The following is a 25832-nucleotide window of genomic DNA, read 5'->3' as shown; positions in this document are numbered from 1 at the left end:
AGTTCACGGTGGGCGGGAACCGTCGGGCCACTGGGGGTGTCCGGGGCCGTGGTGCACACTGGCAGGCATGTCCGTGAGCACCACCCCCACCCGCTCGCGTCGCCGGTGGTTCCCCCTGTCGCGCCGGCTGGTCCGCAGCCTGGCCGGGCAGCTGTTCGTCGTCCAGGTGGTCATCGTCGCCGCCGTGGTCGCCGGCGGCGCGGTGCTCGCGTACCTGTTCACCGCCGAGCGCACCGAGGACGCGGCCCGCCGCGAGGTCACCTCGATCGCCCACGCCGTCGCCGACTCCCCCGCGGTGCGTTCCGCCGTCGCCGGGCCCGACCCGACCGCGGTGCTCCAGCCGTACGTCGAGCAGGTGCGCCAGGACTCCAGGGTCTCCTTCATCACCGTCATGGACACCGACGGGGTGCGCTGGACCCACCCGCTGCCCGAGCAGATCGGCAAGCGCTACCTCGGGCACATCGACTGGGCACTGGCCGGCGAGACCCGCAGCGAGACGTACACCGGCACGCTCGGCCCGTCCGTGCGGGTGGTCACCCCGGTGCTGGACGACCGGCACCGGGTGGTCGCGCTGGTCAGCGTCGGGCTGACGCTGGAGTCGATCTCCGACCAGCTGAGCGGCCCGCTGCTCGCCCTGGTCGGGGTCGCGGTCGCCGCTCTCGCGCTCGGCGGGGTGGGCACCTACCTCGCCAACTCCCGGCTGCGGCGGCACACCCACGGCATGCGGCCGGACGAACTCAGCCACCTCTACGAGTACCACCAGGCGACCCTGCGCTCGGTGCGGGAGGGGCTGATCCTGCTCGACCGTGCGCACCGGGTGGTGCTCTGCAACGACGCGGCCCGCGAACTGCTCGGGCTCGAAGGTGAGTTGGACGGGCGCCCGGTAGCGGAACTGGAACTGCCGGAGGCGCTGGTGGCCGCCGTCCTCGGTGAGGAGCCGGCACGGGACGAGGTGCACCTGACCGCCGAGCGGGTCGTGGTGCTCAACACCTCCACCATCGGCACCGGCCTCGGCCGGGTGGTGACCCTCCGCGACCACACCGAACTTCAGTCGCTGAGCGGCGAGCTGGACTCCGTCCGCGGCTTCACCGAGGCGCTCGGGGCACAGGCGCACGAGGCCGCCAACCGGCTGCACGCGGTGGTCTCGCTGATCGAACTCGGGCGCCACGAACAGGCGGTGGAGTTCGCCACCGCAGAACTCGCGCTCGCCCAGCAGCTCACCGACCGGGTGGTCGCGGCGGTCAGCGAGCCGGTGCTGGCCGCGCTGCTGCTCGGCAAGGCGGCCCAGGCGGCCGAGCGGGGCGTGGAGTTGACCCTCACCGAGGACAGCCGGATCGACGACGGGGTGCTCCCGCCCGGGCTCTCCGCCCGGGACCTGATCACCGTCCTCGGCAACCTGATCGACAACGCGGTGGACGCCGCGATCGCCGGGTCCGCCCAGAGCCCGTACGCGCCGGAGGTGACCGTCACGGCCCGGATCGACCCGGGCGGCGCGGCGGCCGGCCCGGGCGCCCGGGCCGCCTGCCTGCTGCTGCGGGTCGCCGACACCGGCGCGGGCATCGACCCGGCCGCCGTCGAGGACGTGTTCCGGCGCGGCTGGAGCACCAAGCAGGACGGCCACGGGCACGGCCTCGGGCTGGCGCTGGTCGCCCAGGCCGCCCGGCGCAACGGCGGAACCGTCGAGGTCGCGCGCGAACGCGGCGCGGTGCTCACCGTACGGTTGCCGCTGACCGGGGGCCCGGTCCGCTCCGACGAGTGCGAAGGGGTCCCGGCGTGACTGGCGTGACTGGCGTGAGCGACGGGGCGGGCGGAGTAGGCGGGGCGGGCGGCGGGATCTCCGTGCTGGTGGTGGAGGACGACCCGGTGGCCGCCGCCGCGCACACCCTCTACGTGGAGCGTGAGCCCGGCTTCCGCGCCGTCGGCACCGTGCACAGTTGCGCCGACGCGCTGCGCTTCCTGGAGCGGGCGCGGTCCGCCGGAACGCCCGTCGACCTCACCCTGCTCGACCTCTACCTGCCGGACGGCCACGGCCTCCAGCTGTGCCGCACGCTGCGCGCCGCCGGGCACGGCACCGACGTCATCGCGGTCACCTCGGCCCGCGACCTCGCGATGGTGCGCCAGGCGGTCTCGGCGGGGGTGGTGCAGTACCTGCTGAAACCGTTCAGCGCGGCGGCCCTGCACGACCGGCTGGAGCGCTACGCCCGCTACCGCGACAGCCTCGGGCGCACCGGCGAGGCCACCGGCCAGGACGAGGTCGACCAGGCGCTCGCCCTGCTCCGCACGCCCGAGCGCAACTCGCTGCCCAAGGGGCTGAGTGCGCCCACCCTGGACGCCGTGGCCTCGGTGTTGCGGGAGACCGCGACCGGACTGTCGGCGGCCGCGGCCGGTGCTGCCGCCGGGGTGTCCCGGATCACCGCGCGGCGCTACCTGGAACACCTGGTGGACACCGGGCGGGCGGTGCGCGAGCCGCAGTACGGGAGTGTCGGGCGGCCGGAGCTCTGCTACCGCTGGAAGGGGCGGTGAGGATCCCCGGCCACCGGTGGGGCGCGGGTGGATCCGGTCGACTCCGGCTGGGATCGGGCGGATTCGACGGGATCCGGTCGATGGCGGCCGGTTGCGGTCGGTTGTGGTCGGGGGCGGCCGGTGGCGTGTCGTCCCGGCGCGTCACTCGTTGAGCTCGGTCGGGGGTGGCGTACGCGAAACCGGGGGAGGTTCACTCACTCGGGTGGTTCTCGGTGCCCCCGAGGCATCCCGCCAGGTCGTCGGCGATAAAGTTAGGCTTACCTAACTTTTTCTGGGGGTTCGCCTTGTCGCTCGCCGCCGTACCCGCCCAGGCCGCTTCGGATGCCGCCGGGGCCCCGCCCTCCGGTGAGGCCATCCTGCGCCGCCAGCGCGTCCGCGAGTCCGCCGCCCGGACGTACGCCCGCTCCTTCCCGATCGTCCCTGTCCGGGCCCACGGCATGACCGTCGAGGGCGCCGACGGCCGCCGCTACCTGGACTGCCTCTCCGGCGCCGGAACGCTCGCCCTCGGACACAACCACCCCGTCGTGCTGCAGGCGATCCGCCGCACCCTCGACAGCGGCGCCCCGCTGCACCTGCTCGACCTCGCCACCGCCGAGAAGGACGACTTCACCAGCGCGCTGTTCGACAGCCTGCCCGCCGAGTTCGCGGCCCGCGCCCGGGTGCACTTCTGCGGACCGGCCGGGACGGACGCCGTCGAGGCCGCCCTCAAGCTGATGCAGACCGCCACCGGGCGCCCCGGCGCACTCGCCTTCACCGGCGCCTACCACGGCATGACGGCCGGCGCGCTCGCGCTCTCCGGCAACGTCGCCGTCAAGGAACCGCTGCCCAGCGGCGGCGAGGTGGTCCGGCTGCCCTACCCGTACGGCTACCGCTGCCCGTTCGGGGTCGGCGGCGAGGCGGGCGCCGAACTCGGCGTGACCTATGTGGAACGGCTGCTGGACGACCCCTCGGGCGGGGTGGTGCCGCCCGCCGCGATGATCCTGGAGGCCGTCCAGGGCGAGGGCGGGGTCGTCCCCGCGCCCGACGGCTGGCTGCGCGAGATGCGCCGGATCACCGCCGAACGCGGCATCCCGCTGATCGTCGACGAGGTGCAGACCGGCGTCGGGCGCACCGGCGCGATGTGGGCCGTCGAGCACAGCGGCATCGTGCCGGACGCCATGGTGCTCTCCAAGGCCATCGGCGGCAGCCTGCCGCTCGCCGTGGTCGTCTACCGCGAGGACTACGACGGCTGGCGGCCCGGCGCCCACACCGGCACCTTCCGCGGCAACACCCTCGCCATGGCCGCCGGCGCCGCGACCCTGCGGTACGTCGCCGCGCACGGGCTGGCCGAGCGGGCAGCCGTGGCCGGCGCCCGGATGACCGACCGGCTGCGAGAACTCGCCGCCGAACTGCCGGCGATCGGCGACGTGCGCGGGCGCGGACTGATGATCGGCGTCGAACTGGTCGACCCGACCGCCGAACCCGACGCCTGCGGCGCCCGGCCCGCCGATCCGGCGCTCGCCGTACGGGTCCGGGAGGCGTGCCTGGAGCGCGGGCTGATCGTCGAACTCGGCGGGCGGCACGACGCGGTGCTGCGGCTGCTGCCTCCGCTCACCATCACCGACGAGCAGATCGCGGCCGTCCTGGAGCGGCTGGCGGAGGCGATCGCGGCGGCCTCGGCGGCCTCGGCCTCGGCCCGGACCTCGGCGGCGGCCCCGGCGGTTGCTCCGGCCGCAGCCTCGGCCGCCGCTTCGGCCGCCCGGGGTGGGGCATGACCGACGACTCCGGGGCGGTGCCCGAACTGTCCGACGAGAGCGGCGACTTGGCCGCCCTCGCCGGTGGAGCGCGCGGACCGGGGGCGCTCGGCCCGCTGCTGGCCACCGTCCTCGACGCTCTGGATACCGGCACCGCGCTGCGCTCCGGACCGGTGCCCGCCGGCAGCCCGGCCGAGATCGCCGCCCTGGTCGCGGACGGGCTCTCCGGCGCCGGCGGGCGCGGCGCGCTGGCCCGGCTCACCGAACTGCTCGCCCACGGCGCCGCCGACCCCGCCGATCCGGCCTGCGCCGCCCACCTGCACTGCCCGCCGCTCGCCGTCGCGGCCGCCGCCGACCTCGCGGTCAGCGTGCTCAACCCCTCCCAGGACTCCTGGGACCAGGCCCCCGCCGCCACGGCCCTGGAGACCGCACTGCTCGCCGAACTCGCCGCCCTGGTCGGCTACGACCCGGCGCGCGCGGCCGGGGTGCTCACCTCCGGCGGCACCGAGTCCAACCTGATGGGGCTGATGCTGGCGCGGGACCAGAAGCTCGACGGCATCGTGGAGTTGGACGGCATCCCGGTCGGCGCCCGGCCGTGCATCCTCGCCTCCGAAGCGGCCCATTTCTCCGTCCAGCGCGCGGCCGCCCTGCTCGGGCTCGGCGAACGGTCCGTCCTCGCCGTCCCCGTCGACCGCCAACTGCGGATGCCCCCGCAGGAGTTGGAACGATCCCTGGCCGAGGCCAGCTGGGCCGGACGCACCCCGATCGCCGTCGTCGCCACCGCCGGCACCACCGACACCGGCGCCATCGACCCGCTGGACGCCGCCGCCGACCTGGCCGGCCGCTACGGCGCCTGGCTGCACGTCGACGCCGCGTACGGCGGCGGCGCGCTGCTCTCCGACCGGCTCGCCCCGCTGCTCGACGGCATCGCCCGCGCCGACTCCGTCTCCCTCGACTGGCACAAGCTCGGCTGGCAGCCCGCGGCCGCCGGGGTGTTCCTGGTCCGGCGGGCGGAGACGTACGTCTCGCTGGCGCGGCGCGCCGAGTACCTCAACCCGGTCGACGACGAGCAGGCCGGCTACCCCAGCCTGCTCGGCCGTTCGCTGCGCACCACCCGGCGGGCCGACGCCTTCAAACTCGCCGTCACCCTGCGCACCCTCGGCCGCGAGGGGCTCGGCCGGCTCGTCGACGCCTGCCACGACCTGGCGCTGGCGGCGGCGGCCGCCGTCCGGGCCGAACCCTCGCTCGAACTGCACGCCGAACCGGTCCTCACTGTGCTGCTGTTCCGCTACCGCCCGCCCGGGCTGACGGACGAGGCCGCCGTGGACGAGCTGAACGGGCAGCTGCGCCGGCTCCTGCTGCGCACCGGGCGCGCGGTGGTCGGGCGCACCGAACTGCCCGGGGACGGGCCGGGGCGGGTGCGGCTCAAGCTCACCCTGCTCAACCCGCACACCACGGCGGGGGAGGTGGGCGCGCTGCTGCGGGAGGTGGTTGGCGCGGGGCGCAAGGTCGCGGGGGAGCGGGCGGGGTAGCGGCGTCGTGGGGCGGGCGCCGGTGCGGGTCCGGCGTCGGCGTGGGTCGGCGTGGGGCGGGGGCGGGGGCGGGAGTCGGGCGGGCGGCCGTCAGGTGTTCAGCAGGATGCCGCGGGTCAGCTCCCAGGTGTCCGCGTCGGCGGCGATCAGGAGGCCGTCCTCGCAGCCCGGGGCCTCCGGGCGGTACGGGCTGCCGTCCATGCGGGCCGCGACGCCGCCGGCCTCGGTGAGCAGCAGCGAACCCGGGGCGTGGTCCCAGGGGAGGGTGCGCCAGTAGAAGATGAAGTCGACCCGGCCCTCGACGACCTCCGGGTACTCGATCCCGGCGGCGCTCCGGCCGGGGTCGATCTCGCCGAAGACCGAGCAGTTGGCCTCCATCCGGCGGCGGTCGGCCGGGTCGAGGAAGCGGCTCTTCAGGATGCCGGTCAGCTTCCGGGCGTCGGCGGGGGCCGGCGGGCGGGTGAGGCGTTCGCCGTCGCGCCAGGCGCCGGCGCCCAGTTCGGCGCGGTAGGCGGTCGCGGCGGCGGGCTGCCAGATCCAGGAGGCGACGGTCAGGCCGCCACGGACCAGCGAGCACATCACGGCGTAGTCGGGGCGGCCCGCGACGAAGTTGGAGGTGCCGTCCACCGGGTCGACCAGCCAGACGGCGGGCTCGTCGTGGATGGCCTGGGCGAGCGACGGATCGGCGGCCACGGCCTCCTCGCCGACCACCGGGACGGGCAGCAGCTCGTGCAGCCGGCGGGCGATGATCGCCTCGGCCTCGCGGTCGGCGATCGTCACGATCTCGCCGGGCGCCTTCTCCATCACCTCGCCGGCGCGGAGCGCCCGGAAACGCGGCTCCACCGCCTCGGCCGACGCCTCGGCGAGTATCTCCGCCACCTTGTCCATCAGCACGTTCGCGCTCCCTTCGCCGGTTACCACTTTCGCACGAGTGCGCGGAGCCGGTGTCGGCGGACGGGTGGCGGGGATCGGCCGGCGGGAGCGGGGAGGAGCGGCGAACAGATGACAGATGATGAAAGCTGTTATCTGTTATCTGAAATCTGTTCGCTGTCGGCTGGTGCCCGTCGTCTGTCCGCCGACCCCCGGTGAACCGATCGCCGTCAGCCGCCCAGGTAGTGGAACCCCGGGCGGGGGTGCATCAGGAACTCGTGGTGCGAGATGTTCCACCCGTACGCGCCCGCCATCGCGAACAGCACCCGGTCCCCGGCCCGCAGGCCGGCCGCGCCGTCCGCCGCCCGGGCCAGCACGTCCTTCGGGGTGCACAGCTGTCCGGCCAGGGTGGCCCGGCCGGTGCCGACCGCGGGGCGGGGCCACGGGTGCGGCCAGGCGTCCACCGGGAGCACCGCGAAGGGCTGGGAGTGCCCGCGGGTGGCGGGGGTGCGCAGGTGGTGGGTGCCGCCGCGGACCACCGCGAAGTCCTCGCCGTGGCTGCGCTTCACGTCCAGCACCTCGGTCGCGTACCAGCCGCAGTAGGCGGTCAGCGCTCGCCCGGGCTCGATCCGCAGGGTCAGCCCGGGGTGGGCGTCCAGCAGCTTGGCCAGGCCCTCACCGAAGGCTGTCCAGTCGAAGCGCCGCTCCGGGTCCTCGTAGTCCACCGCCATCCCGCCGCCGATGTTGACCTCGGTGAGCGGGAGGCCGTGCCGTGCGGCCAGGTCGGCCGACCAGGTGACGATCTGCTCGGCGACCGACAGCTGTTCCGCCGCCGCCAGCCCGCTGGCCAGGTGGGCGTGCACTCCGCGCAGGCGCAGCCGGTGTCCGAGCGGTCCACCGTCGGTGAGCAGCCGGACGCACTCCTCGGCCCGGTCCGGGTCGAGGCCGAACGGGGTGGGCCGTCCGCCCATCGCCAGCGGCACCGCGTCCAGGGCGTCGGTGGCCACCGGCAGGTTGACCCGCAGCAGGACGTCCACGCTCGCCCCGGGCCGCTCCGCCAGTACGGCGGCCAGCCGGTGCAGTTCCTGCTCGCTCTCGACGTGCCAGCGGTGCACCCCCGCGTCCACGGCGGCGGCGATTTCGGCCGGGGTCTTGCCCGGCCCGCCGAAGGCCAGCGGAGCGTCCGGTACGGCGGCCCGTACGTGCGCCAACTCCCCGCCGCTGGAGACCTCGTAGCCGTCGACGGCGGCACGCAGCGCGGTCAGTAGCGGCGCCTCCGGGTTGGCCTTGGCGGCGTAGTACAGCTCGACCCGGTCGGGCAGCGCGGCCCGGACGGCGGCGGCGTGCTCGCGCAGCGCGGCCAGGTCGTAGACGTAGGCGGGCAGTTCGTCGGGCGCGAGGTCGGCGACCCGCTGCTGGACGGTGTCGCGGTGCGCGGTGCTGCTCATCGAGGGGTGCTCCCGGTGGGAAGGTCGGCGGTCGTCGGGGTGATCGTCTGGGCGGTCGTCCGGCTGGTCGTCCGGCTGGTCGTCCGGGTGGTCATCCGGGCGGCCTCGGCGAGCACCGAGCCGGCCAGTGGGGAGGGCAGCCGGACGTACCCGGCCTCGCGGTCGGCCTTGCGCTCCCAGCGGGTCAGCAGGTTGGCCTTGGCGGGCAGCGGGACGCCGGCCAGCAGCGCCCGCAGCCGGGGCGGGCGTCCGTGCGCGGCGGCGTACTCCTCCAGGGTGTCCCGGACGGTCTGCCAGAGCGCGCCCTCCAGCTCGGGGTGGCGGTCCGCGAGGGCGGCGAGCAGCTCGGCGACGTGGTTGACCAGCAGGCAGTAGACCACCCGGTCCCAGCCGCGTTCGGCGTCGTAGGTCATCGGGCCGGCCACCTCGGGCGGCAGGGCGGCCAGCAGCTCGGCGTTCTGCTCGGGGACCAGCTTGGTGCCCTCCAGGTCGCGGAAGAGCACCTGTGCCGGACGGCCGTCCGGGTCGACGCCGATCAGTACGTTCTGCAGGTGCGGCTCCAGCACCACGCCGTGGTCGAAGTAGGCGGCCAGTACCGGCGGGAGGAGCAGTCGCAGGTAGTCGCGCCACCAGTCGAGGGCCCGGGCGTTGTCCGAACTACCGCCCAGCAGGCGGGAGATGTGCGCCGAGCTGGTCGGGTGCTCGTCGGCGACGGCGGCCGCGAGCAGCGGGGTGACGCCGGGGCGCAGCACGCCGCCGAGGCCCTCGCGCAGGATCAGGCCGAAGCCCTCGTAGAGCGCCTGGTCGGGGCGGCCGTCGGGGCCTGGCAGGGCGAGGGTGCGGAAGGCGGGCTCGCGAAGCATCGCCGCGTCCGGGAAGCGCCGGGCGAGGTCGGTGAGCACCGGGTCCAGCAGCCGGGTGAGTTCGACGGCGCCGGTGAGCTCGTAGGCGGCGTTCTTGCGCAGGCAGTTGGTGATGCGGACGTTGAGGCTGAACTTGAGGAAGGCGTCCGCGCCGTACAGGGTGCGCACCGAGGCGGTGGCGGCGAAGCTCTCGCCGCGCGGGCCGAGGTCGAGGACATCGCCGCGGGCCAGGGCGGCGCGCAACAGCGGGTGGTCGCCGATGAGTTGGTGCTGCCAGGGGTGGACGGGCAGCAGCCGGTAGCCGTCCGGCACCTCGCCGAGGCCGTCCAGTGCGGCGCTCGCTTCGGCGTCCAGGGACTGTTCGGCGAGCAGTTCGGCGCGGACGGCGAAGTGGCGCAGCGGGAAGGCCGCGCGGGACTCGGGGGCGTAGTGCCGCCAGTCGCCGCGGGCGGCGGAACGGGACTTGGGGGCCGGGTGGAAGCGGTGGCCGAACAGCAGGGCCTGCTCGGACTCCAGGTAGCGGTCCGTTCCGGCGGCCGGGCGGGCGACCAGGCCCGCGTCGACGCCCCGGTGGCTGGATGCCACCTGGTCGAGGAACTCCTCGTTCACCGTGCCGGTGCGCAACTCCAGTTCGTCCTGGGCGTACCCGGCGAGTTCGCGCCAGCCCAACTCGCGCCAGCCGTCCGGGGTTTCCTCGTACACCGGTCCGGTGAACCGGTGGGCGCCGAGCAGCGAGGTGCGGCGCAGGGCGACCCGCAGCAAGGTGCCGCGGCGCGGCAGGCGCAGCAGCAGCCGGCCGTCGTCGACGGCGGTCTGGTGCTCGGGCGCGGACACCTCGCGCAGCAGGCAGTTGAGCAGGGTGTGGGCCACCGCGTCGTCGGCGCCGGGCAGTTCGGCGTCGAGCGGTTCGGCGTCGAGCGGTTCGGCGCCGGGGCGTCCGTCGTCGAGCAGTTCGGATCCGGTCAGTTCGGATCCGGTCAGTCCGGTGGGGGCGGTGGGCGACGGGCTGGCGGGGAGGGTGGTGGGCCGGGCGGTCATCGGGGGCTCCTACGGGTCAGGAGGGTGAGCAGGGCGGCGGCCAGTGCGGCGACGGTGCCGGTGACGACCGGGGCGGCCGGTCCGCTGCTGCTGTTGGCGAGCGCGGCGGCCAGTCCGGCGGCGACGGCACCGCACTTGGAGACGGTTTCGCGGGTGCCGAACATCCGGCCCGGCGCGCGGCCGCGGGCGGCTTCGGCGGCGAGGACGGCGAGGCAGACCAGGCCGAAGGTCATGCCGAGGCCGAGCACCGCCCGGGTGAGGGCGAAGGTGAGCAGGGAGTGGGCCGGGGCGTGGCCGGCCAGTCCGACGGCGACCAGGGCGAAGCCCAGGGCGAGCCCGCTGCGGGGGCGCGCCTCGACGGCGGCGTGCACCCGCCCGGCACCGATCAGGTAGACCAGGTGCGGCAGCGCGAACAGCAGGCCCGCGACCGTGCCGTTGACGCCCGGCAGCCGCTGCTGGACCAGGGTGATCAGGTACGGGAAGGAGATGATGGTGGCGAAGACGAAGGCGAACTCGAAGGTGTAGAGCAGCCTGAGCGAGCCCGGCGGGTCGGCCGGCGCGGTGTCGCGGCCCGTCCGGGCGGCGGCCGGACGGGCGCGCTCCGGCAGGGAGTTGAGCAGGACCGCGGCCGTGAGCGGCAGCACCGCCATCACCAGGTACTGCCGGTGCGGGTCGATCCACGGCGACAGCGCGCCCACCAGGATCGGCGCGGCGACCAGCGCGGCCCGGGCGCTGCCCTGCATCAGGGTCAGCGCCTTGGACAGCTGGGAGCCGTCCAGGGCCGCGGCGAGGTAGCCGTTGGTGGCGGAGAAGGTGCCGCCGAGGAAGCCCTGGAGCACCAGCGCGATGGTGAACGCGGGCAGGCTGTCGGCCGCACCGGCGAGCAGGAAGGAGACCGCGAGGCCGAGTTGGGCGCGCAGCAGCAGCCGCTTCTGGCCGAAGCGGTCGGCCAGCCGGCCCCACAGCGGTGCGCCGAGGGCGGTGAAGACGGTCGGCACGATGTAGAGCAGCCCGGCCCAGTGCCCGCTGTGGTCGCCGAGGCCGGGCAGGATCTCGGTGAGGTAGGGCGGCAGGCCGAGGGCGGCGAAGGAGGCGACGAAGTAGCAGGCCGCCACCGCGTGCACCTGGCGCCGGTCCAGTCCGACGGCGTCGGCCGCGCGCGGCAGCGGCTCGGCGGTCACCATGAACGGTCCTTCGGCAGAAGGTAGTTGGGTCCGTCGGTGTAGTGCTTGTTGATGTCGGCGGCGCCGCTGCGCTCCTTGCTGAGCAGGGTGCCGGCGCTCACCATGGCCTTGACCGGCAGCCGTTCGGCGTCCAGCAGGGCGGTGCGCAGCGGCTGCCCGGCCGGGCCGAGGCGGTCGAGCGCCTCGGTGAGGACGGCGCGCAGCAGCTCCAGGCTCCGCTCCAGCGGCACCCGGCCGTGCTCGGCCAGGCCGAAGGCGAGCGAGGCCGTGCACAGGTGGCCGGTGATCGTGGTGAACAGGTCGGTGAGAGCCCCGTCCTGCTCGCCGAGGATCCGCGGGTCGCGGAACTCGGCGACCAGTGCCGCCAGTTCGGCGATCGGGGAGGCGGCCGTCCGGGCGGTGTTGACCCGGGGGCCGTCGTTGTCCTTGTAGAGCAGCCGCAGGCCGGAGCCGTCCAGGACCAGCGAGGTGTTCTGCTGGTGCGACTCCAGGGCGATGCCGTGGCCGAACAGGGTGGTCTGCCAGTCGACCAGCAGCCGCAGCAGGTCCTCGAACAGCGCGGGGACGGAACCGTGGTGGAAGCGGTCGGCCAGGTGGTCGATCACCAGCCGCCCGTCCGGCGCCCCGGCCAGCAGGGCGGCCAACGGGACGGTGACCGCCCCGTCCAGGCCGTCCGGGTAGCGGCGCAGCAGGACGGCGAGCAACTCGTCCTCGGCGTGGGCGTAGTGCTGCTCGTCGGCGTGCAGCACCCGGCCGGCGAAGCGCGGCTCCCCGGCGGCCACCGTCTCCACCAGCCGCTGTCCGACCGCGCCGTTGACCAGGGTGACCGGCTTGATGGTGCGCCGGTTGCGCAGGCCCAGGGTGGCGGTGGCGAGCGGCAGTTTGAGGTGGCAGGAAGGATCCTGGGCGACGGCGACAGTACGCATGGACAGCGTCGGCAGCACCTCGAGGTACGGCTCGGGGGCGAGCACCGCGCCGGGCGCGATCCGCGCGAAGTCCTCGCCGGCGGTGAGCGGGTGGACCGGGACGGTCTCGAACTCTCCCGGCACGCCCAGCTGTTCGGCGCTCGGCCACCAGGATGGCAGCGGCCCGTCGCCGTGCACGGTCAGCCGCCCGGCCGGCACGGCGAGCCAGCGCAGTTCGAAGCTGGGGTGGAACTCAGGTGCGTACGACCGCAGTTGGGGTTCGGTGAGACCGGAGCGGCCGCGCGCGGTGGGGTAGACCGGGTGGTCCAGGAAGGCGGCGAGTGCCTCGAAGCCCAGCGCGCCGCTCGGGCCGGTCCAGCCGGACACGTCCACGCCGTACCGCTCGGCGAGCCGGTCGAGCACCTCGGGCCGGACCCGCTCGTGCAGTTCCATGGTGGCGAGGGTCTGCCGGCACTCCTCGGCGAAGGCCAGGTGACCGGGGCGGTCCTGCGGGTGGGCGCGCTCCGCCAGCCGGGCGAGGACGGCGGTCAGGTCGGTGAGACGGGTGCCGTCCACCTCCAGGACCGGCAGCCGGGCGGCGTGGTCGCCCTGGAAGCCGTCGGGGGCGACCGGGAGGGCGAGTGTGCCGTCGGTCAGCCAGGGGCCGTCGGACCGCTGCTCCAGGACGCCGCCGGTGCGGAGGCCGAGCACGTCCTCGCGCAGCAGTGCGGACAGCACGCGCAGGGTGAGCTGTTCGGCGGGGGCGGGGGCAGGGGCGGGTGCGGGAGCCGGGGCCGGGTGCGGGGCCGGGGGTGCGGCGGTCAGCGTCGGCTCGGTCGGGGTCATGGGGTGATCTCCCAGCGGTTGGCGGCGATGAACTCCGCCACGGCGGTGTCCACCGCGCCCTGGTCCGGGCCGACCGCCCAGACGATGCCCAGGTAGTCGCGGTTGGTGCGGTAGAGCTCGTGCCGGGCGCCGAGCTCGCGCACCGGCAGGTAGGAGAGGGTGACGCCGTCGGCTCGTCGCTCGAAGTGCGGTTCGGGTGCGGCGGTCAGGGTGCCGGCCCGCTCCGCGCAGACCCGCTCGTGGCGGGCCCGACGGTCGGTACGGGCGCCGAGGTCGGCGGGCAGCCGCTCGCCGAGGTGGGCGCGCAGCACCAGCTCGAAGTAGGGGATCCCGAGGATCTCGGCGAGCATCAGGTCGCACTGGTCGCCGATGGCGCGGTAGTTGACCTCGATGATGCGGGCGCGGCCGTCCGGCTGGAGGACGAACTCGGTGTGGCAGGCGCCGAGTCCGACGCCGAGGGCGTCGAGTTGGGCGAGGACCTGGTCGACCACCGGCCGGGGGTGCGCCGGGGTGAAGGTCAGCACCTCCTCGATGAAGTCCGGCGGCGGGGAGAGCCGGGTGCGAAAGCCGCCGAGGACGTGCCGGGCCCGGCCGTCGCCGAGGGTCTCCAGGGTGCACAGCTCGCCGGCCAGGAACTCCTCGACCACCAGGGTGGCGCCGGGGCGGCGCTGCTGGATCTCCTTGACCCGCTGGGCGAGTTCGGCGGCGTCGGCGACCAGCGTGACGTCCTCGCTGGCGACGCCCTCGCGGGGCTTGACGATGCACGGGAACGGCGGGTTGAGGCCGGCCGGGTCCTGCCCGGGGGCCAGCTCGGCGGAGCTGACCTGGTCCAGCCCGGACTCGGCCAGGTGGCGGCGCAGTTCACCCTTGTTCTTGGCCCGCAGGGCGGCCTTCCAGTCCTTGCCGGCCAGGCCGAAGTACTCGGCGACCAGGGCGGTCTGGGTCTGCAGGTGGTCGCTGTTGCTGAACACCGCGTCGGGGGTGTGGTGCTGCGATATCAGCCCGATCACCTCGCGGAAGTCCTGGACGTCGCACTCCACCACCTCGCACGCCAACCCTGCTCTGGTGTAGGCGCGTTGGTGGTCCTCGACGTGGTCGGTGAGGACCGTGACGTCGAGTCCGAGCCGGGCGGCGGCGGGCAGGAAGCCGCGGGTGACCGAGTCTGTGGTGTTGAGGGCGAGCAGGTAGAGCCGCATGGGGGGTGTCCTCGGGGGGCGTGGTGACGGACGAGGGACGGCGAACAGATGACAGAGTCCGAAATCTGTTATCTGTGATCTGTTGGCTGACATCTGTCAGCTGAACTCTGAAATCTGTTCGCCATCAGCTGTTCGTGGAGGGCGAAGCGACGGCTACTTCGGCGCGTCCACGCCCGCCGCCTTGGCGATGTCGACGAGCATCGCGTCCGCGGCCTGCACGCCGATGCCGGACATCCAGGTCTCGTCCGGCACGGTGAACACCTTGTCGTTCTTGACGGCGTTCAGGCCCTTCCAGACCGGGGTCTGCTGGACCTCGCTCTCCTTGGTCTTGGTCGGGTCGTCGGCCGTGGTGACGAACACCAGGTCGGCGTCGGCCTGGCTGATCTGCTCGGCGCTGACCTCGATGATGTTCTTGTCCACGTCCTGCGAGGCCGGGCGGGTCAGGCCGACGTCCTTGAGCACCACACCGCTGTAGGAGGCCTTGGCGTACAGCCGGGTCGGGCCGGCCACGAAGCGGACCACCGAGGCGGTCGGCATCGTCCCGTTGTACTTCGCCTTGATCGCCTCGCCCAGCTTGTGCGCCCGCTCCTCGTAGTCGGCCAGCGCCTTCTTCGCCTCGTCCTCCTTGCCGAGCGCCTGGGCGTACAGCGCCAGGTTCTCCTTCCACGGGAAGCCGGTGGTCTCGGCCAGCACGGTCGGCGCGATCGCGTTCAGCTGGTCGTACACCTTGGCGTGCCGGACCTTGGAGGAGAGGATCAGGTCGGGCTTGAGGGAGGCGATCAGCTCCAGGTTCGGCTCGTTCATCGGGCCGACGTCCTTGGTGTCCTTGATCTTGTCCTTGAGGTAGTTCGGGAACCCGCCCTCGGTCTTCATGTGCGGGGACACCGCGCCGACCGGGGTGATGCCGAGCAGCGTGACGTCGTCCAGCTCGCCGCTGTCCAGCACCACGACGCGCTTGGGCTGCGCCTTGATCTGGGCGGTCCCGGCGGCGTGCTTGACGCTGCGCGGGAACCCGGCGGCGGTGCCGGCCGAGGCGCCGGCGGAGGCGGAGTCGCCGCCCGACTTGGCGCTGTCACCGGTGCTGCCGCAGGCGGCGAGGAGCGTGGCGGACAGCGTGACGGCGAGGACGGCGACGGGGAGTCGGCGGTTCATCGGAGTTCCTTGGATCGGGTCGAACGGGGGGACGGGAGAAGGGGGTTCGGGTCAGACGGCGGTGGCGGCGACAGCGGTGGACGCGGCAGGCGCGGTGCCGGTGGTCGCGGTGCCTGCGGGCGAGGTGGCGGCGGGCGCAGTGGCGGCGCGGACCCGGGCACGCGGCACGACCAGCGGGGTGCCGGTCTCCGGGTCGGGCACCACCCGGCACGGCACGCCGAACACGGCCTCCACCAGCTCGGCCGTCAGCACCTCGGCGGGCGGACCGGCCGCGGCGAGCCGCCCGTCCTTGAGCACCACCAGGTGGTCGGCGTACCGCGCGGCCTGCCCGAGGTCGTGCAGCACCATGACGACGGTGCGTCCGGCCTCGGCGTGCAGGTCGGCGACCAGGTCCAGCACGTCGAGCTGGTGCCGCAGGTCGAGGAAGGTGGTCGGCTCGTCGAGCAGCAGCAGGTCGGTCTCCTGGGCGAGGGCGAGGGCGATCCAGACCCGCTGGCGCTGACCGCCGGAGAGCCGGTCGACCTGCCGGTCGCGCAGTTCGGCGGTGCCGGTGCGCGCCAGCGCCTCCTCGACCGCCGTCTGGTCGGCCTTGGACCACGGGCTGAGCATCCGCTGGTGCGGGTAGCGGCCGAGCCGTACCAGCGCCTCGACGGTGACCGCCTCGGGCGTGACCGGCTGCTGCGGCAGCAGGCCCATCCGCTTGGCGAGGGTGCGGGCGGGCATCCGGTGGATGTCGGCGCCGTCCAGGGTGACGGTGCCGGCGGCCGGGTCGAGCAGTCGGACGAGGCCGCGCAGCAGGGTCGACTTGCCGCAGGCGTTCGGTCCGACGATCGCGGTGACGGCGCCGCCGGGCAGTTCGAGATCGAGCCCGTCCACGATGGTGCGGTCGCCGTAGCGCAGGGCGAGGCCGTGGGCGGCGAGCCGGTTGGACTCCGTGGGGCTGGTCATCAGCTGCTCCTCTGGGGAAGCCGGCCCTGGCGGATCATCAGCACCAGGAGCCAGGGCGCGCCGAGGGTGGCGGTGACGGCACCGACCGGCAGGCCGTGGACGGGGATCACGTGCAGGACGAGGAGGTCGGCGGAGAGCAGCAGCACGGCGCCGGTGAGCGCGGTGAGGCCGAGGGTGCCGGGGGTGGGCGGTCCGGCGAGCAGCCGGACCAGGTGGGGGACGGCGAGCGCGACGAAGGCGACCGGCCCGGTGAGGGCGGCGGCCAGCGAGGCGAGGGTGATGGTGAGCAGCAGCAGCCAGAGCCGGTCCCGGGCGGCGTCGAGGCCGAGGCCGCCGGCCGAGTCGTCGCCGAGGTCGAGGACGGCGACCCGCCGCTGGCAGAGCACCACGGCCCCGGCGGTCAGCGCGATGGCGGTGCCGCCGATCCACACCTCGGTCCAGTTGCGCCCGTACAGCGAGCCGGTGGTCCACTGCATCGCGGAGGAGGCCAGCTCGGCCGGGAACCGTACGATCATCAGGTTCACGGCGGCGGCCAGGCCCTGCTGGACCGCCAGACCGACCAGCACCAACCGGGTCACGGCCATCCGGGAGCGCCAGGCGAAGCCGCCCAGCAGCAGCGCGGCGAGCAGTCCGCCGCCGACCGCGGCCAGCGGGATGAACTGCTGGGAGGCGCCGGTGGCGAGCATCAGCACCGCGCCGAAGGAGGCGCCGCCGGTGATGCCGATGGTGTCGGGGGCGGCCAGCGGGTTGCGGAACAGCCGCTGCAGCATCGAGCCGGCCATCGCCAGTCCGGCGCCCGCGATCAGCGCCGACACCACCCGCGGCGCCCGGAACCGCTGCACCACCAGGACGTCGCCGGGCTCGCCCTGACCGAACAGGGCGCGCAGCGCGTCCCAGGCGGAGATGTTCACCTGGCCGGTGCCGAGCGCGATGCCGGTGAGCAGCACCAGCAGGGCGACGGCCAGCAGCGACCAGGCGGCGGTACGGGCCCGGCGGCGCGCGATCGCGCTCAGCGGGGCGGCGAGCGGGCTCATGCGCCCACCGCGCTCCGCTCGTCCGACGCTTCGCTCGACGGGGGCTTCGCTCACGGTGCCCCTCTGGACGGTTCGCTCGTTCCGCGCGCTCACTTGGCCACCTTCCGGGCCAGCACCGCGAGCAGCGGCGCGCCGAGGAAGGCGGTCACGATGCCGACCTCGATCTCGGAGGGCCGCACCACGAGCCGGCCGAGCACGTCGGCGGCGAGCAGCAGCAGCGGGCCGGTGATCAGACAGCCGGGCAGCAGCCAGCGGTGGTCGTTGCCGAGCAGCGCGCGGACCAGGTGCGGCGCGGCCAGTCCGATGAACGCCACCGGGCCGGAGACGGCGACCGCGCTGCCCGCGAGCAGGACCACGGCGAGTCCGCCGACCACCCGGATCCGGGCCACCGGCACGCCCAGCGCCTGGGCGGTCTCGTCGCCCAGGGCCAGCGCGTTGAGCGCGGGGGAGATCGCGAAGGCGGCCACCAGGCCGAGCACCAGGAACGGCAGCACGGGGGTGAGGGTGTCCAGGTGCCGCCCGGCGATCGAGCCGGCCAGCCAGAACCGGGCCTCGTCCAGGGTGCGGTGACTGGCCAGCATCAGCGCGGAGGTCCAGGAGGTGAGCACCACGGTGAGCACCGTGCCGCCGAGCGCCAGCCGGACCGGGTCGAGGTCCCCGCCGCGGCGGGACATGGTGTACGCGGCGACGGCGGCGACGGCCGCCCCGGCGAAGGCGAACCAGACGTACTGGGACGGCCGGGACAGTCCCAGCGCGTAGATCGCGGCGACCACGGCGAGGCTCGCGCCGGCGTTGATGCCGAGGGTGACCGGGGAGGCCAGCGGATTGCGGGTGACGCCCTGGGCGACCGCCCCGGCGACGCCGAGCGCGGCCCCGACGGCCAGTCCGATGAGTGTGCGCGGGACCCGAAGGCCCGTCACCACATCGGCGTCCCCGCCGTGGGCGGCGCCGGTGAGGGCGTCGACGACGGTGGACAGCGGGATGGCTCGGGAGCCCAGCGCGAGGCTCAGAGCGGCGCACAGGACGAGCGCGCACGCTCCGGCGATCAGCAGCAGGGGCCGCCGGATCGCCGGGGAACGGGGCGTCGCCGGGGCCGTGGTGGCCGGCGGGTCGGTTCTCAACACGAGTCGATATCTTAGGTTAGGTTTGCCTAAGTTCGTCAAGGTCGAGTCGATGGGCGGGCGAGGGCGACCGTTGGGGTGGCCGGGCGGTTGGTGCACCCCCTGAGGCATTGTAAGGTGAGGCTCACCTTAATCGATCACTCGGAGTCGATGTCGATCTCGGGAGCGCCGATGGTCCCCGGAACACCCCTGCCCGTCGCGCCGGGCCCCGTCCACACGGTCGCGCCGGCTTCTGTCCCGACTGTTGCGTCGGCTGCCGCCCCGCCCGTCGCGTCGGCTGCCACGCGGCCTGACGCTCCGGCTGCCGCCCCGCCCGGCGCTCCGGCTGCCACGCTGCCTGGTGCTCCGGCTGCCACGCTGGTCCGCGACTACGAGCGGCTGCGCGAACTCTGCCCCGTCCTGCGGCTGCACCTGCTCGACCCCGCCGAGCCCGACCCGTCGGCCGCCGACGGCTGGTACTCCGGCGCCCGACTGGCCACCGACGAACGGGCGTTGGCCGCCGTCCTGGCCGGCCAGGAGGCCCGCATCGCCGCCGAACACGGCTGCGCGCCCCGCCCGCACGTCACCGCCTCCCGGCTGCTCCACCACTACGCCTGGACCGCCTGCCTGCTGATCGCCGGTCCCTGGCACCTGGCCCGGCGGGTCCCCGCCGTCGACCCCGCCGACCTCTGGCTGCACGCCCCCACCGGCGAGCTCGCACTGCGCCCGCGCGGCCACGCCACCCACCCCGGCGACGACGAACTGCGCGCCGAACTGCGAGCCGCCGTGGTCGCCCACCTCGAACCGGTGCTCGCCGCCTTCGCCGGCCCGACCCGGCGCCGCGACCGCGCGCTCTGGGGCATGGTGACCGACGACCTCGCCTCCGCCGTCTGGTACCTCGGTCGGATGCTCGACGCCGCTCGGATGCTCGACGCCGCCGCCCCCGGGAACGCCGAGGGCGCAGGGGACGAGCCGGACTCCGGGGCCGGTGGAACCGCGGGCGAGGACGCCGCCGTGGCCGCCGCCGCAGCCCTGCTGCCCGGCGGCACCCGACCGCTGGCCGGAGCCGCCGACTTCCGCCGGCTGCGCACCCCGGACGGCCGCGAGCACCACACCCGGACCCGGCTCGGCTGCTGCCTCTACTACGCCGTCAAGCCGGAGGCCGTCGCCTGTCTGACCTGCCCGCGCACCGGCGACGAGGAGCGGCTGCGCCGGTTCTGACGGCGGGAGTTCGAAGACACGCCCTACCGCTGTGCGCCCTCGTCGCCCTCGGGCTGTCGCCGCAGCACCGCCACGCCCCGGTCCAGGTCCACCCCGAAGTGCGGCGGCGCCCCGGCCTCGGTGTCGTCCCGGCGCGAGGCCTGCTCCCGCCGCTGCTCGACCTGGATCCGCTTGCCCGGGCTGAACATCGCGTGCAACTCGTCCAGCAGACCGCCACCGCCACCGCCGACCCCGACCCCGGGCCTGCTCCGGCGGTGCGGCGAGGACTCGTCCCGGACCTGCAAGCCGGCCAGCACCACCAGCCCGACCAGTACCGCCACCACGCACACCACGCCCACGATCAACCCCATGTCCGGTCCAACGCGCGACCGTCGCAACGGCGTTCCCGCTTCCGGGCATCCACGGGTTACGCTGCCCACGGATCCTAAGGAGAGCTCTCACCCATGACCGTGCGCGGAACCCTCGTGGACATCCCGACGGCGGACGGCCCCGCCGACGCCTACCTCACCCACCCCGACGACGGCCGGCCCCACCCCGGCGTCCTGCTCTACCAGGACGCCTTCGGGCTCCGGCCCCACCTGAAGGCCATGGCCGACCGGATCGCCGAGGCCGGTTACACCGTCCTCGTCCCCAACGTGTACTACCGCAGCGGCCGGGCGCCGCTGGTCGAACTGCCCGAGTTGATCGACGTCGAGCAGTGCGATGAGGTCTTCGCCCAGATCGGCCCGCTGCTCCTGCCCGCCACCGCCCCGGACGTGGTGCTCCGCGACGCGGACGCCTACCTGGCCTGGTTCGCCGGCTCCCCGCTGGTCACGGACGGCCCGATCGGCGTCACCGGCTACTGCCTCGGCGCCTACCTCGCCCTGCGCACCGCCATCGGCCACCCGGACCGGGTCGCCGCCGCGGCCGGCTTCCACGGCGGCCGCCTCGTCACCGACCGCCCGGACAGCCCGCACCTGGAGGTCGGACGGGTCACCGCCGAGCTGTACTTCGGCCACGCCGACCAGGACGAGTCGATGACGCCCGAGCAGATCACCCGGCTCGACGAGGCCCTCACGGCGGCCGGCGTCCGCCACCGGTCGGAGGTGTACGAGGGCGCCGGGCACGGCTACACCCAGGCCGACACCACCCGCTACGACGCGGTCGGCGACGCCCGGCACTGGTCGGCGCTGTTCGACCTGCTGAAGCGCAACCTGCCGGCCTGATCGCGGGACCGGCGCCCGGTCGGGTCGACCCCGGCCGGGCGCCGGTCTGTCGGCCCCCGATCCGCCGGTCGTAGAGTGGGCGCTGGGGGCAGGGCGCGGTCGGTCGGGCCGCGCGGATGGCGGGCCCCGTCGACGAACTCACGGGGGCCGTACGTGCCGAACGGATGGAACACGCGAACCGGCCTGCGCCTCGACGGAGTTCAGGAAGCCGTCGCCGAGGTGCTGGCCGAGCACACGCCTGGCGGGCTCCGAGCAGGTGAACTCGACCGCGGCGGACGGGCGTTGCGCTGGCTGGAGGCCGGGCCGGTCGCCGCTGCACCGATCGTCCTGGTCGCGGGCAACGGCACGTCCTCGCTCACCTGGGCCCCGCTGCTGCCCGAACTCGCCGAACTGGGCCGGATCGTGGCGTACGACCGGGCCGGCCTCGGCGCGAGCGACCCCGACCGCGCCCCGGTCCTGACCCTCGCGGCGCAGGTCGGCGACCTCGCCGCCCGGGGTGTGCACAGGATGGTGCCCGGTGTCGGGCACGCCGTCCACGAGGACCGGCCGGGGGTGGTCGCCGCGGCCGTCCGGGAGGTGTCCGAGCAGGTCCGAATCGCCCGGGAGGCCGGATTTTGAGGCCTGGTGGCCCCTGCTGAGCCGAGGGCACCCTCTGGCACACTGAGTGCCGACGACCCGGGGGAGGGTCATGACACCTGGGGGCAGGGGAGATGAGTAGCGCGGGCACCGTGCTCGGCGGGCGGTACACGCTGGTCGAGAAGATCGGCGGCGGGGGGATGGGCTCGGTCTGGCGGGCCGAGGACCAGGTGCTGGCCCGGTCGGTGGCCGTCAAGATCCTCCGGGCGGACCTGTTCGAGGACGGTACCGCCGTGCAACGGTTCCGCCGCGAGGCCCAGTTGGTCGCGGCGATCGACCACCCCGGCATCGTGGGCGTGCACGACTACGGCGAGAGCGGCGAGAGCGGTGAGGACCGCGAGGACCGCGAGGGTGCCGAGGGCGGCGACGAGCACTGCGCCTACATCGTGATGGACCTGATCGAGGGCCGGCCGCTGGACCGGGTGCTCAAGGAGGACGGTCCGCTGAGCGCCCAGCGCGCCCTGCGCCTGCTCGCCGAAGCCCTGGACGCGCTGCACGCCGCCCACCGGCGGGGCATCGTGCACCGCGACCTCAAGCCCTCCAACCTGATGGTGCGCGAGGACGGCGGGGTGGTCGTCACCGACTTCGGCATCGCCCGGGCCGTCGCCAGCACCAAGCTCACCGCGCCCTACGCGATCATCGGCACCGCGGCCTACATGTCCCCCGAGCAGGCCTCCGGGGAGGCCACCGGCCCGGCCTCCGACCTCTACTCGATCGGCGTGGTCTGCTACGAACTGCTGGTCGGCCGGGTGCCGTACCAGGGGGAGGGGCCGCTGCAGGTCGCGCTCAAGCACGTCAACCAGCCGGTGCCGGAGCTGCCGGAGACCTTCCCGGCGGCGGTGCGGGCGCTGGTCGCCACCGCGCTGGCCAAGAGCCCCGAGGACCGTTTCGAGAGCGCCGCCGGGATGGCGGCGGCGGCCCGGGTGGCGATCGGCCTGCCGGGCGCGGCGCGGAAGGCGGCGGACACCGCGACGATCGACCTGCGGGAGGGGGCGGCGGCGGTACCGGCGGTGGTCCCGGGCGGGGCCGCCGCACCGGCCGGACCGGAGCAGGTGGTGAAGGTGGACCCGCGGGCGGAGACCGAGGCGGGCCGGCGCCGTTCGCGCCGCACCCTGCTGCTGCCGGTCGTCGTCCCGATCGTCATCTCGGTGGGCACGGCGACCGCGCTGTTCGTCGATCGCGGCCCCGGCAGTGCCGACGCGGCCGCGCCGCCGGCCGCCCTGCCCACCGTGGTGGTGACCGTCCCGGCCGCCCCGGGCACCACCAGCGAGGCCGCCACCACCTCCGCGCCCGCCACCCCGCAGCCGACCGACACCCCGTCGGGCACCCCCGCAGCGGGCCAGCCGTCGGCGGGCGCCCAACTGCCCGTCACGGCACCGGCCCAGGGCGGGAACAGCGGCGGGAACGGCGGCGGGAACGGCGGCGGGAACGGCGGCGGACCGGGGCACGGCGGCCGTACCAACCCCGGCGGGGGCACGAACCCGGGCGGTGGTGCGAACCCCGGTGGCTCGGCGCCCGGCGGCTCCGCCGGCGGCCAGGCCAACCAGCCCGCCGGCGGGGGCGGTACGGCCGACCAGCCTCCCGCCAAGCCCGGCAACTCGACCTCGCAGGGCGGCGGTTCGGGTAGCGCGTCGACCGGTGGCAACCCTCGGCCGCCGTCCTGCGGCGGCGGCAACTGGAGCTCCATCGTCAGCGTCCGGGACGGCCGTCCGATCGGGATGCGTGACGACAACCTGAACGGGGACAACCCGCTCGTCCTCGGCGGCGCCTCGCAGTACGGCTGGGTGCGTTCCACCGATCCGGGCAACTGGATCGTGTTCAACGCCTGCAACAGCGGCGGCCCCCAGTTGGTCCAGACCATGGATGGCAAGGTGGTGCTGAGCAACGGCTTCAGCTTCCTCACCCGGTGGACGGTCCGGGCCGGCAGTACCGCGGGGTCGTACACCCTGGCCGACTACCAGAACCAGTCCTGCATGACGGACAACGGGCCGGGCAACGCCGTCACCATGGTCACCTGCACGCCCGGGAACACGGCCCAGGAATGGCGGCTGCAGTGACGCACCGCCATGGCGGTGCGGTGCTCTGCCCGGTGCACCGGTCGAGTCTCTAGCAGACCGCCGTTCGGCGGGCAAGGGTGGTCGGTGGCGGGACCTCGCCACCCGGGTGTCAAGGGTATGTATGGAAAGTTCTACAGAGATGTAAAAGTCGATCGGCCTGTGATCAACAATGATCAACAGCGATCGCCGGATTGACGGTCGACGGGCGACCGGCCGTCGACGCAGGCGGTTCGGCGCTGGTTCGATCCGGGACCCTCTGCAAGACGCCGTGGATTGCCCCGATTTGACCGTCCTTTGAATTCCTTTGCCAACTGGCGGGACCTGGCCAATAACTGAGGCAGACCTGTCAATTCACCTGCTGGATTGTCATGCTTCTGGTCATCCCCCAGCGGTAGCCCCCACCCCCACCCCTCGGTGGCGAGCCGCTCGACCGTACGGGGTTTCAGCACGTCAGCGCCCGTTCCGCCCCACAGGTGCCGACCCCGGCCCCCGGGACGTGGTGCGACCGCGCCCACACGCGGTTTCCCGGAAGGACTCGCACGTGAAGCGAAAGCTCGCCGCTGTAGCCGTACTCTCGGCCACGGCCATGTTGACCGGTGTCGTCCAGGTGACCACCACCGCCGTCGCCCAGGCCACCCCCGCGGCCCCCTCGCTGCAGGCGCAGGCCGCCCAGCAGCACGAGGCCGTGCTCGCGGTGGCCAGCGGCCAGTCCGCGCCGCTCGCCAAGACGCTCGGCCTGGGCTCCCAGGAGAAGCTGGTCGCCAAGGACGCCGTCGTCGACAAGGACGGCACCCGGCACCTGCGCTTCGAGCGCACCTACGCCGGCCTCCCGGTGATCGGCGGCGACCTGGTCGTCCACCAGAAGGCCGACGGTGCCGTGAAGTCGGTCGACAAGGCGGTCGCCGCTCAGATCGCGCTGCCGAGCCTGAGCCCGAAGATCCCGGCCGACAAGGCCGCCGACCAGGCCTCCGGCACGGTCAAGGCCACCATCGGGCAGACCATCGACGCCGACGAGTCCCCGCTGGCCGACGTCCACCAGGTCGGCAAGGCCCAGCTGGTCGTGTGGGCCACCGACGGCACCCCGCGGCTCGCCTACCGCACCACCGTGGAGGGCGTGCGCGCCGACGGCACCCCGAGCGCCCAGATCCTGGTCACCGACGCGGCCGACGGCAAGGTCCTCTCCACCCACGAGAAGATCGAGACCGCCGCCGGCACCGGCACCGGCATCTTCGTCGGCAAGGTCGGGCTGAACACCAACCAGAACGGCTCGCAGTACGAGCTCAAGGACACCAGCCGCGGCGGCCAGTCCACCGTCGACATGAGCAACAGCGAGTCGGGCAGCGGGTCGCTGTTCGCGAACACCAGCAACAGCTTCGGCGACGGCACCAACAGCAACCGCGAATCCGCCGCCGTGGACGCCCAGTTCGGCGCCGCCACCACCTGGGACTTCTACAAGAACACCTTCGGTCGCAACGGCATCCGCAACGACGGCGTCGGCGCCCTCAGCCGGGTCCACTACGGCTCCAACTACGTCAACGCGTTCTGGAGCGACGACTGCTTCTGCATGTCGTACGGCGACGGCAGCGGCGACGCCGCCCCGCTCACCGAGATCGACGTGGCCGGCCACGAGATGAGCCACGGCGTCACCGCGGCCACCGCCAACCTGAACTACTCGGGCGAGTCCGGCGGCCTCAACGAGGCCACCTCCGACATCATGGGCACCATGGTGGAGTGGTACGCCAACCTGCCCTCCAACCCGCCGAACTACTGGATCGGCGAGCTGATCAACCTGCGCGGCGACGGCAGCCCGCTCCGCTACATGGACCAGCCCAGCAAGGACGGCTCCTCGGCCGACTCCTGGGACGCCAACGTCGGCAACCTGGACGTGCACTACTCGTCCGGTGTGGCGAACCACTTCTTCTACCTGCTGTCCGAGGGCAGCGGCGCGAAGACGATCAACGGGTTCAGCTACAACAGCCCGACGGCCGACGGCTCTTCGCTGGCGGGCATCGGCCGCGACAAGGCCGCGCAGATCTGGTACAAGGCGCTGACGGCGTACTTCACCTCGACGACCGACTACGCGGGCGCCCGTGCGGCCACCCTCAGCGCGGCGTCGGACCTGTATGGCGCGAACAGCGCCGAGTACAACGCGGTCGCGGCCACCTGGACCGCGGTCAACGTCAACTGACTCGGGTGTGAACCGGGTTCGGGCCTGAGTTGGGCAGGCCCGGCCCGGGGCACGCCCGAGCGGGGTCCGGCCGGACTGTGGGTGCCGAACGGCCGGACCTGACGGCGGGGGCGACGGTGTGCGGACCACCGTCGCCCCCGCCGTCGTCCGTGC

20 protein-coding genes are annotated in these 25832 nt (G+C 74.2%); 9 read left to right on the top strand and 11 right to left on the bottom strand.

Annotated elements, in window-relative coordinates:
- Positions 1-67: 67 nt before the first annotated feature.
- From ACZ47G_RS13820 to ACZ47G_RS13805, 4 genes are all read left to right on the top strand, one after another.
- On the top strand, positions 68-1777 hold the full coding sequence (locus ACZ47G_RS13820) for an ATP-binding protein (protein WP_465742171.1): 1710 nt from the start codon (positions 68-70) through the stop codon (positions 1775-1777).
- Positions 1774-2523 carry a response regulator gene (locus tag ACZ47G_RS13815; RefSeq protein WP_465742169.1) on the top strand — a complete coding sequence of 250 codons (750 nt, stop codon included), beginning with the start codon at positions 1774-1776 and terminating at the stop codon, positions 2521-2523. The genes ACZ47G_RS13820 and ACZ47G_RS13815 overlap by 4 nt, the downstream gene beginning before the upstream one ends.
- A gap of 284 nt (positions 2524-2807) precedes the next feature.
- Positions 2808-4277 carry a diaminobutyrate--2-oxoglutarate transaminase gene (locus tag ACZ47G_RS13810; RefSeq protein ID WP_465742167.1) on the top strand — a complete coding sequence of 490 codons (1470 nt, stop codon included), beginning with the start codon at positions 2808-2810 and terminating at the stop codon, positions 4275-4277.
- A complete protein-coding gene (locus tag ACZ47G_RS13805; protein WP_465742165.1) occupies positions 4274-5788 on the top strand; it encodes a pyridoxal phosphate-dependent decarboxylase family protein in 1515 nt (504 codons plus the stop codon). The genes ACZ47G_RS13810 and ACZ47G_RS13805 overlap by 4 nt, the downstream gene beginning before the upstream one ends.
- Before the next feature lie 90 nt (positions 5789-5878).
- Here the strand turns inward: ACZ47G_RS13805 and ACZ47G_RS13800 are convergent, their stop codons facing one another.
- The 10 genes from ACZ47G_RS13800 to ACZ47G_RS13755 form a co-directional block, all read right to left on the bottom strand.
- Positions 5879-6676 carry an inositol monophosphatase family protein gene (locus tag ACZ47G_RS13800; protein ID WP_465742637.1) on the bottom strand — a complete coding sequence of 266 codons (798 nt, stop codon included), beginning with the start codon at positions 6674-6676 and terminating at the stop codon, positions 5879-5881.
- A gap of 212 nt (positions 6677-6888) precedes the next feature.
- Positions 6889-8106: a type III PLP-dependent enzyme gene (locus ACZ47G_RS13795; RefSeq protein WP_465742163.1), complete on the bottom strand. Its 1218-nt coding sequence runs from the start codon at positions 8104-8106 to the stop codon at positions 6889-6891.
- Positions 8103-10007, bottom strand: a complete 1905-nt coding sequence (locus tag ACZ47G_RS13790; protein WP_465742161.1) for an IucA/IucC family protein — start codon at positions 10005-10007, stop codon at positions 8103-8105. Before ACZ47G_RS13790 ends, ACZ47G_RS13795 begins: the two co-directional genes overlap by 4 nt.
- Positions 10004-11191 carry an MFS transporter gene (locus ACZ47G_RS13785; protein ID WP_465742159.1) on the bottom strand — a complete coding sequence of 396 codons (1188 nt, stop codon included), beginning with the start codon at positions 11189-11191 and terminating at the stop codon, positions 10004-10006. Before ACZ47G_RS13785 ends, ACZ47G_RS13790 begins: the two co-directional genes overlap by 4 nt.
- Positions 11185-12942, bottom strand: a complete 1758-nt coding sequence (locus tag ACZ47G_RS13780) for an IucA/IucC family protein (protein WP_465742157.1) — start codon at positions 12940-12942, stop codon at positions 11185-11187. Before ACZ47G_RS13780 ends, ACZ47G_RS13785 begins: the two co-directional genes overlap by 7 nt.
- Positions 12939-14138 (bottom strand): ATP-grasp domain-containing protein, encoded by a 1200-nt coding sequence (locus tag ACZ47G_RS13775; RefSeq protein ID WP_465742155.1) that lies wholly within the window; start codon positions 14136-14138, stop codon positions 12939-12941. Before ACZ47G_RS13775 ends, ACZ47G_RS13780 begins: the two co-directional genes overlap by 4 nt.
- Positions 14139-14291: 153 nt before the next feature.
- A complete protein-coding gene (locus ACZ47G_RS13770) occupies positions 14292-15290 on the bottom strand; it encodes an ABC transporter substrate-binding protein (RefSeq protein ID WP_465742153.1) in 999 nt (332 codons plus the stop codon).
- 51 nt (positions 15291-15341) lie between these two features.
- Positions 15342-16238, bottom strand: coding sequence for an ABC transporter ATP-binding protein (locus ACZ47G_RS13765; protein ID WP_465742151.1), 897 nt, complete (start codon positions 16236-16238; stop codon positions 15342-15344).
- Positions 16238-17272 (bottom strand): FecCD family ABC transporter permease, encoded by a 1035-nt coding sequence (locus ACZ47G_RS13760; protein WP_465742149.1) that lies wholly within the window; start codon positions 17270-17272, stop codon positions 16238-16240. Before ACZ47G_RS13760 ends, ACZ47G_RS13765 begins: the two co-directional genes overlap by 1 nt.
- A gap of 89 nt (positions 17273-17361) precedes the next feature.
- A complete protein-coding gene (locus tag ACZ47G_RS13755; protein WP_465742147.1) occupies positions 17362-18393 on the bottom strand; it encodes a FecCD family ABC transporter permease in 1032 nt (343 codons plus the stop codon).
- A gap of 150 nt (positions 18394-18543) precedes the next feature.
- On the opposite strand from ACZ47G_RS13755, the gene ACZ47G_RS13750 reads away from it, so the two are divergent.
- The gene (locus ACZ47G_RS13750; protein ID WP_465742145.1) at positions 18544-19593 is read left to right on the top strand and encodes a (2Fe-2S)-binding protein; all 1050 of its coding nucleotides are present in this window, start codon (positions 18544-18546) and stop codon (positions 19591-19593) included.
- A gap of 23 nt (positions 19594-19616) precedes the next feature.
- Here the strand turns inward: ACZ47G_RS13750 and ACZ47G_RS13745 are convergent, their stop codons facing one another.
- Positions 19617-19943, bottom strand: a complete 327-nt coding sequence (locus tag ACZ47G_RS13745; protein ID WP_465742143.1) for a DUF6191 domain-containing protein — start codon at positions 19941-19943, stop codon at positions 19617-19619.
- 93 nt (positions 19944-20036) lie between these two features.
- On the opposite strand from ACZ47G_RS13745, the gene ACZ47G_RS13740 reads away from it, so the two are divergent.
- The 4 genes from ACZ47G_RS13740 to ACZ47G_RS13725 all read left to right on the top strand — a co-directional run bounded on the left by ACZ47G_RS13740 (position 20037) and on the right by ACZ47G_RS13725 (position 25679).
- A complete protein-coding gene (locus tag ACZ47G_RS13740) occupies positions 20037-20798 on the top strand; it encodes a dienelactone hydrolase family protein (RefSeq protein WP_465742141.1) in 762 nt (253 codons plus the stop codon).
- Between the two features lie 153 nt (positions 20799-20951).
- A complete protein-coding gene (locus tag ACZ47G_RS13735; RefSeq protein WP_465742139.1) occupies positions 20952-21416 on the top strand; it encodes an alpha/beta fold hydrolase in 465 nt (154 codons plus the stop codon).
- A 92-nt stretch (positions 21417-21508) separates the two neighbouring features.
- On the top strand, positions 21509-23491 hold the full coding sequence (locus ACZ47G_RS13730; RefSeq protein ID WP_465742137.1) for a protein kinase domain-containing protein: 1983 nt from the start codon (positions 21509-21511) through the stop codon (positions 23489-23491).
- A 586-nt stretch (positions 23492-24077) separates the two neighbouring features.
- Complete coding sequence (locus ACZ47G_RS13725; protein ID WP_465742635.1) at positions 24078-25679, top strand: M4 family metallopeptidase; 1602 nt, start codon at positions 24078-24080, stop codon at positions 25677-25679.
- The last annotated feature ends 153 nt before the right edge of the window (positions 25680-25832 follow it).

This window comes from Kitasatospora sp. NPDC030952 (assembly GCF_055571335.1).
Note: the sequence above shows the minus strand (reverse complement) of the source record. Positions and strands in the feature narration are given on the sequence as shown.

Coding starts and splice junctions, on each gene's coding strand:
- ACZ47G_RS13780 (WP_465742157.1), bottom strand. CDS start 12,942: ATGACCCCGACCGAGCCGACGCTGACCGCCGCACCCCCGGCCCCGCAC.
- ACZ47G_RS13760 (WP_465742149.1), bottom strand. CDS start 17,272: ATGAGCCCGCTCGCCGCCCCGCTGAGCGCGATCGCGCGCCGCCGGGCC.
- ACZ47G_RS13785 (WP_465742159.1), bottom strand. CDS start 11,191: ATGGTGACCGCCGAGCCGCTGCCGCGCGCGGCCGACGCCGTCGGACTG.
- ACZ47G_RS13770 (WP_465742153.1), bottom strand. CDS start 15,290: ATGAACCGCCGACTCCCCGTCGCCGTCCTCGCCGTCACGCTGTCCGCC.
- ACZ47G_RS13765 (WP_465742151.1), bottom strand. CDS start 16,238: ATGACCAGCCCCACGGAGTCCAACCGGCTCGCCGCCCACGGCCTCGCC.
- ACZ47G_RS13805 (WP_465742165.1), top strand. CDS start 4,274: ATGACCGACGACTCCGGGGCGGTGCCCGAACTGTCCGACGAGAGCGGC.
- ACZ47G_RS13775 (WP_465742155.1), bottom strand. CDS start 14,138: ATGCGGCTCTACCTGCTCGCCCTCAACACCACAGACTCGGTCACCCGC.
- ACZ47G_RS13740 (WP_465742141.1), top strand. CDS start 20,037: ATGACCGTGCGCGGAACCCTCGTGGACATCCCGACGGCGGACGGCCCC.
- ACZ47G_RS13790 (WP_465742161.1), bottom strand. CDS start 10,007: ATGACCGCCCGGCCCACCACCCTCCCCGCCAGCCCGTCGCCCACCGCC.
- ACZ47G_RS13750 (WP_465742145.1), top strand. CDS start 18,544: ATGTCGATCTCGGGAGCGCCGATGGTCCCCGGAACACCCCTGCCCGTC.
- ACZ47G_RS13745 (WP_465742143.1), bottom strand. CDS start 19,943: ATGGGGTTGATCGTGGGCGTGGTGTGCGTGGTGGCGGTACTGGTCGGG.
- ACZ47G_RS13725 (WP_465742635.1), top strand. CDS start 24,078: ATGTTGACCGGTGTCGTCCAGGTGACCACCACCGCCGTCGCCCAGGCC.
- ACZ47G_RS13795 (WP_465742163.1), bottom strand. CDS start 8,106: ATGAGCAGCACCGCGCACCGCGACACCGTCCAGCAGCGGGTCGCCGAC.
- ACZ47G_RS13730 (WP_465742137.1), top strand. CDS start 21,509: ATGAGTAGCGCGGGCACCGTGCTCGGCGGGCGGTACACGCTGGTCGAG.
- ACZ47G_RS13820 (WP_465742171.1), top strand. CDS start 68: ATGTCCGTGAGCACCACCCCCACCCGCTCGCGTCGCCGGTGGTTCCCC.
- ACZ47G_RS13800 (WP_465742637.1), bottom strand. CDS start 6,676: ATGGACAAGGTGGCGGAGATACTCGCCGAGGCGTCGGCCGAGGCGGTG.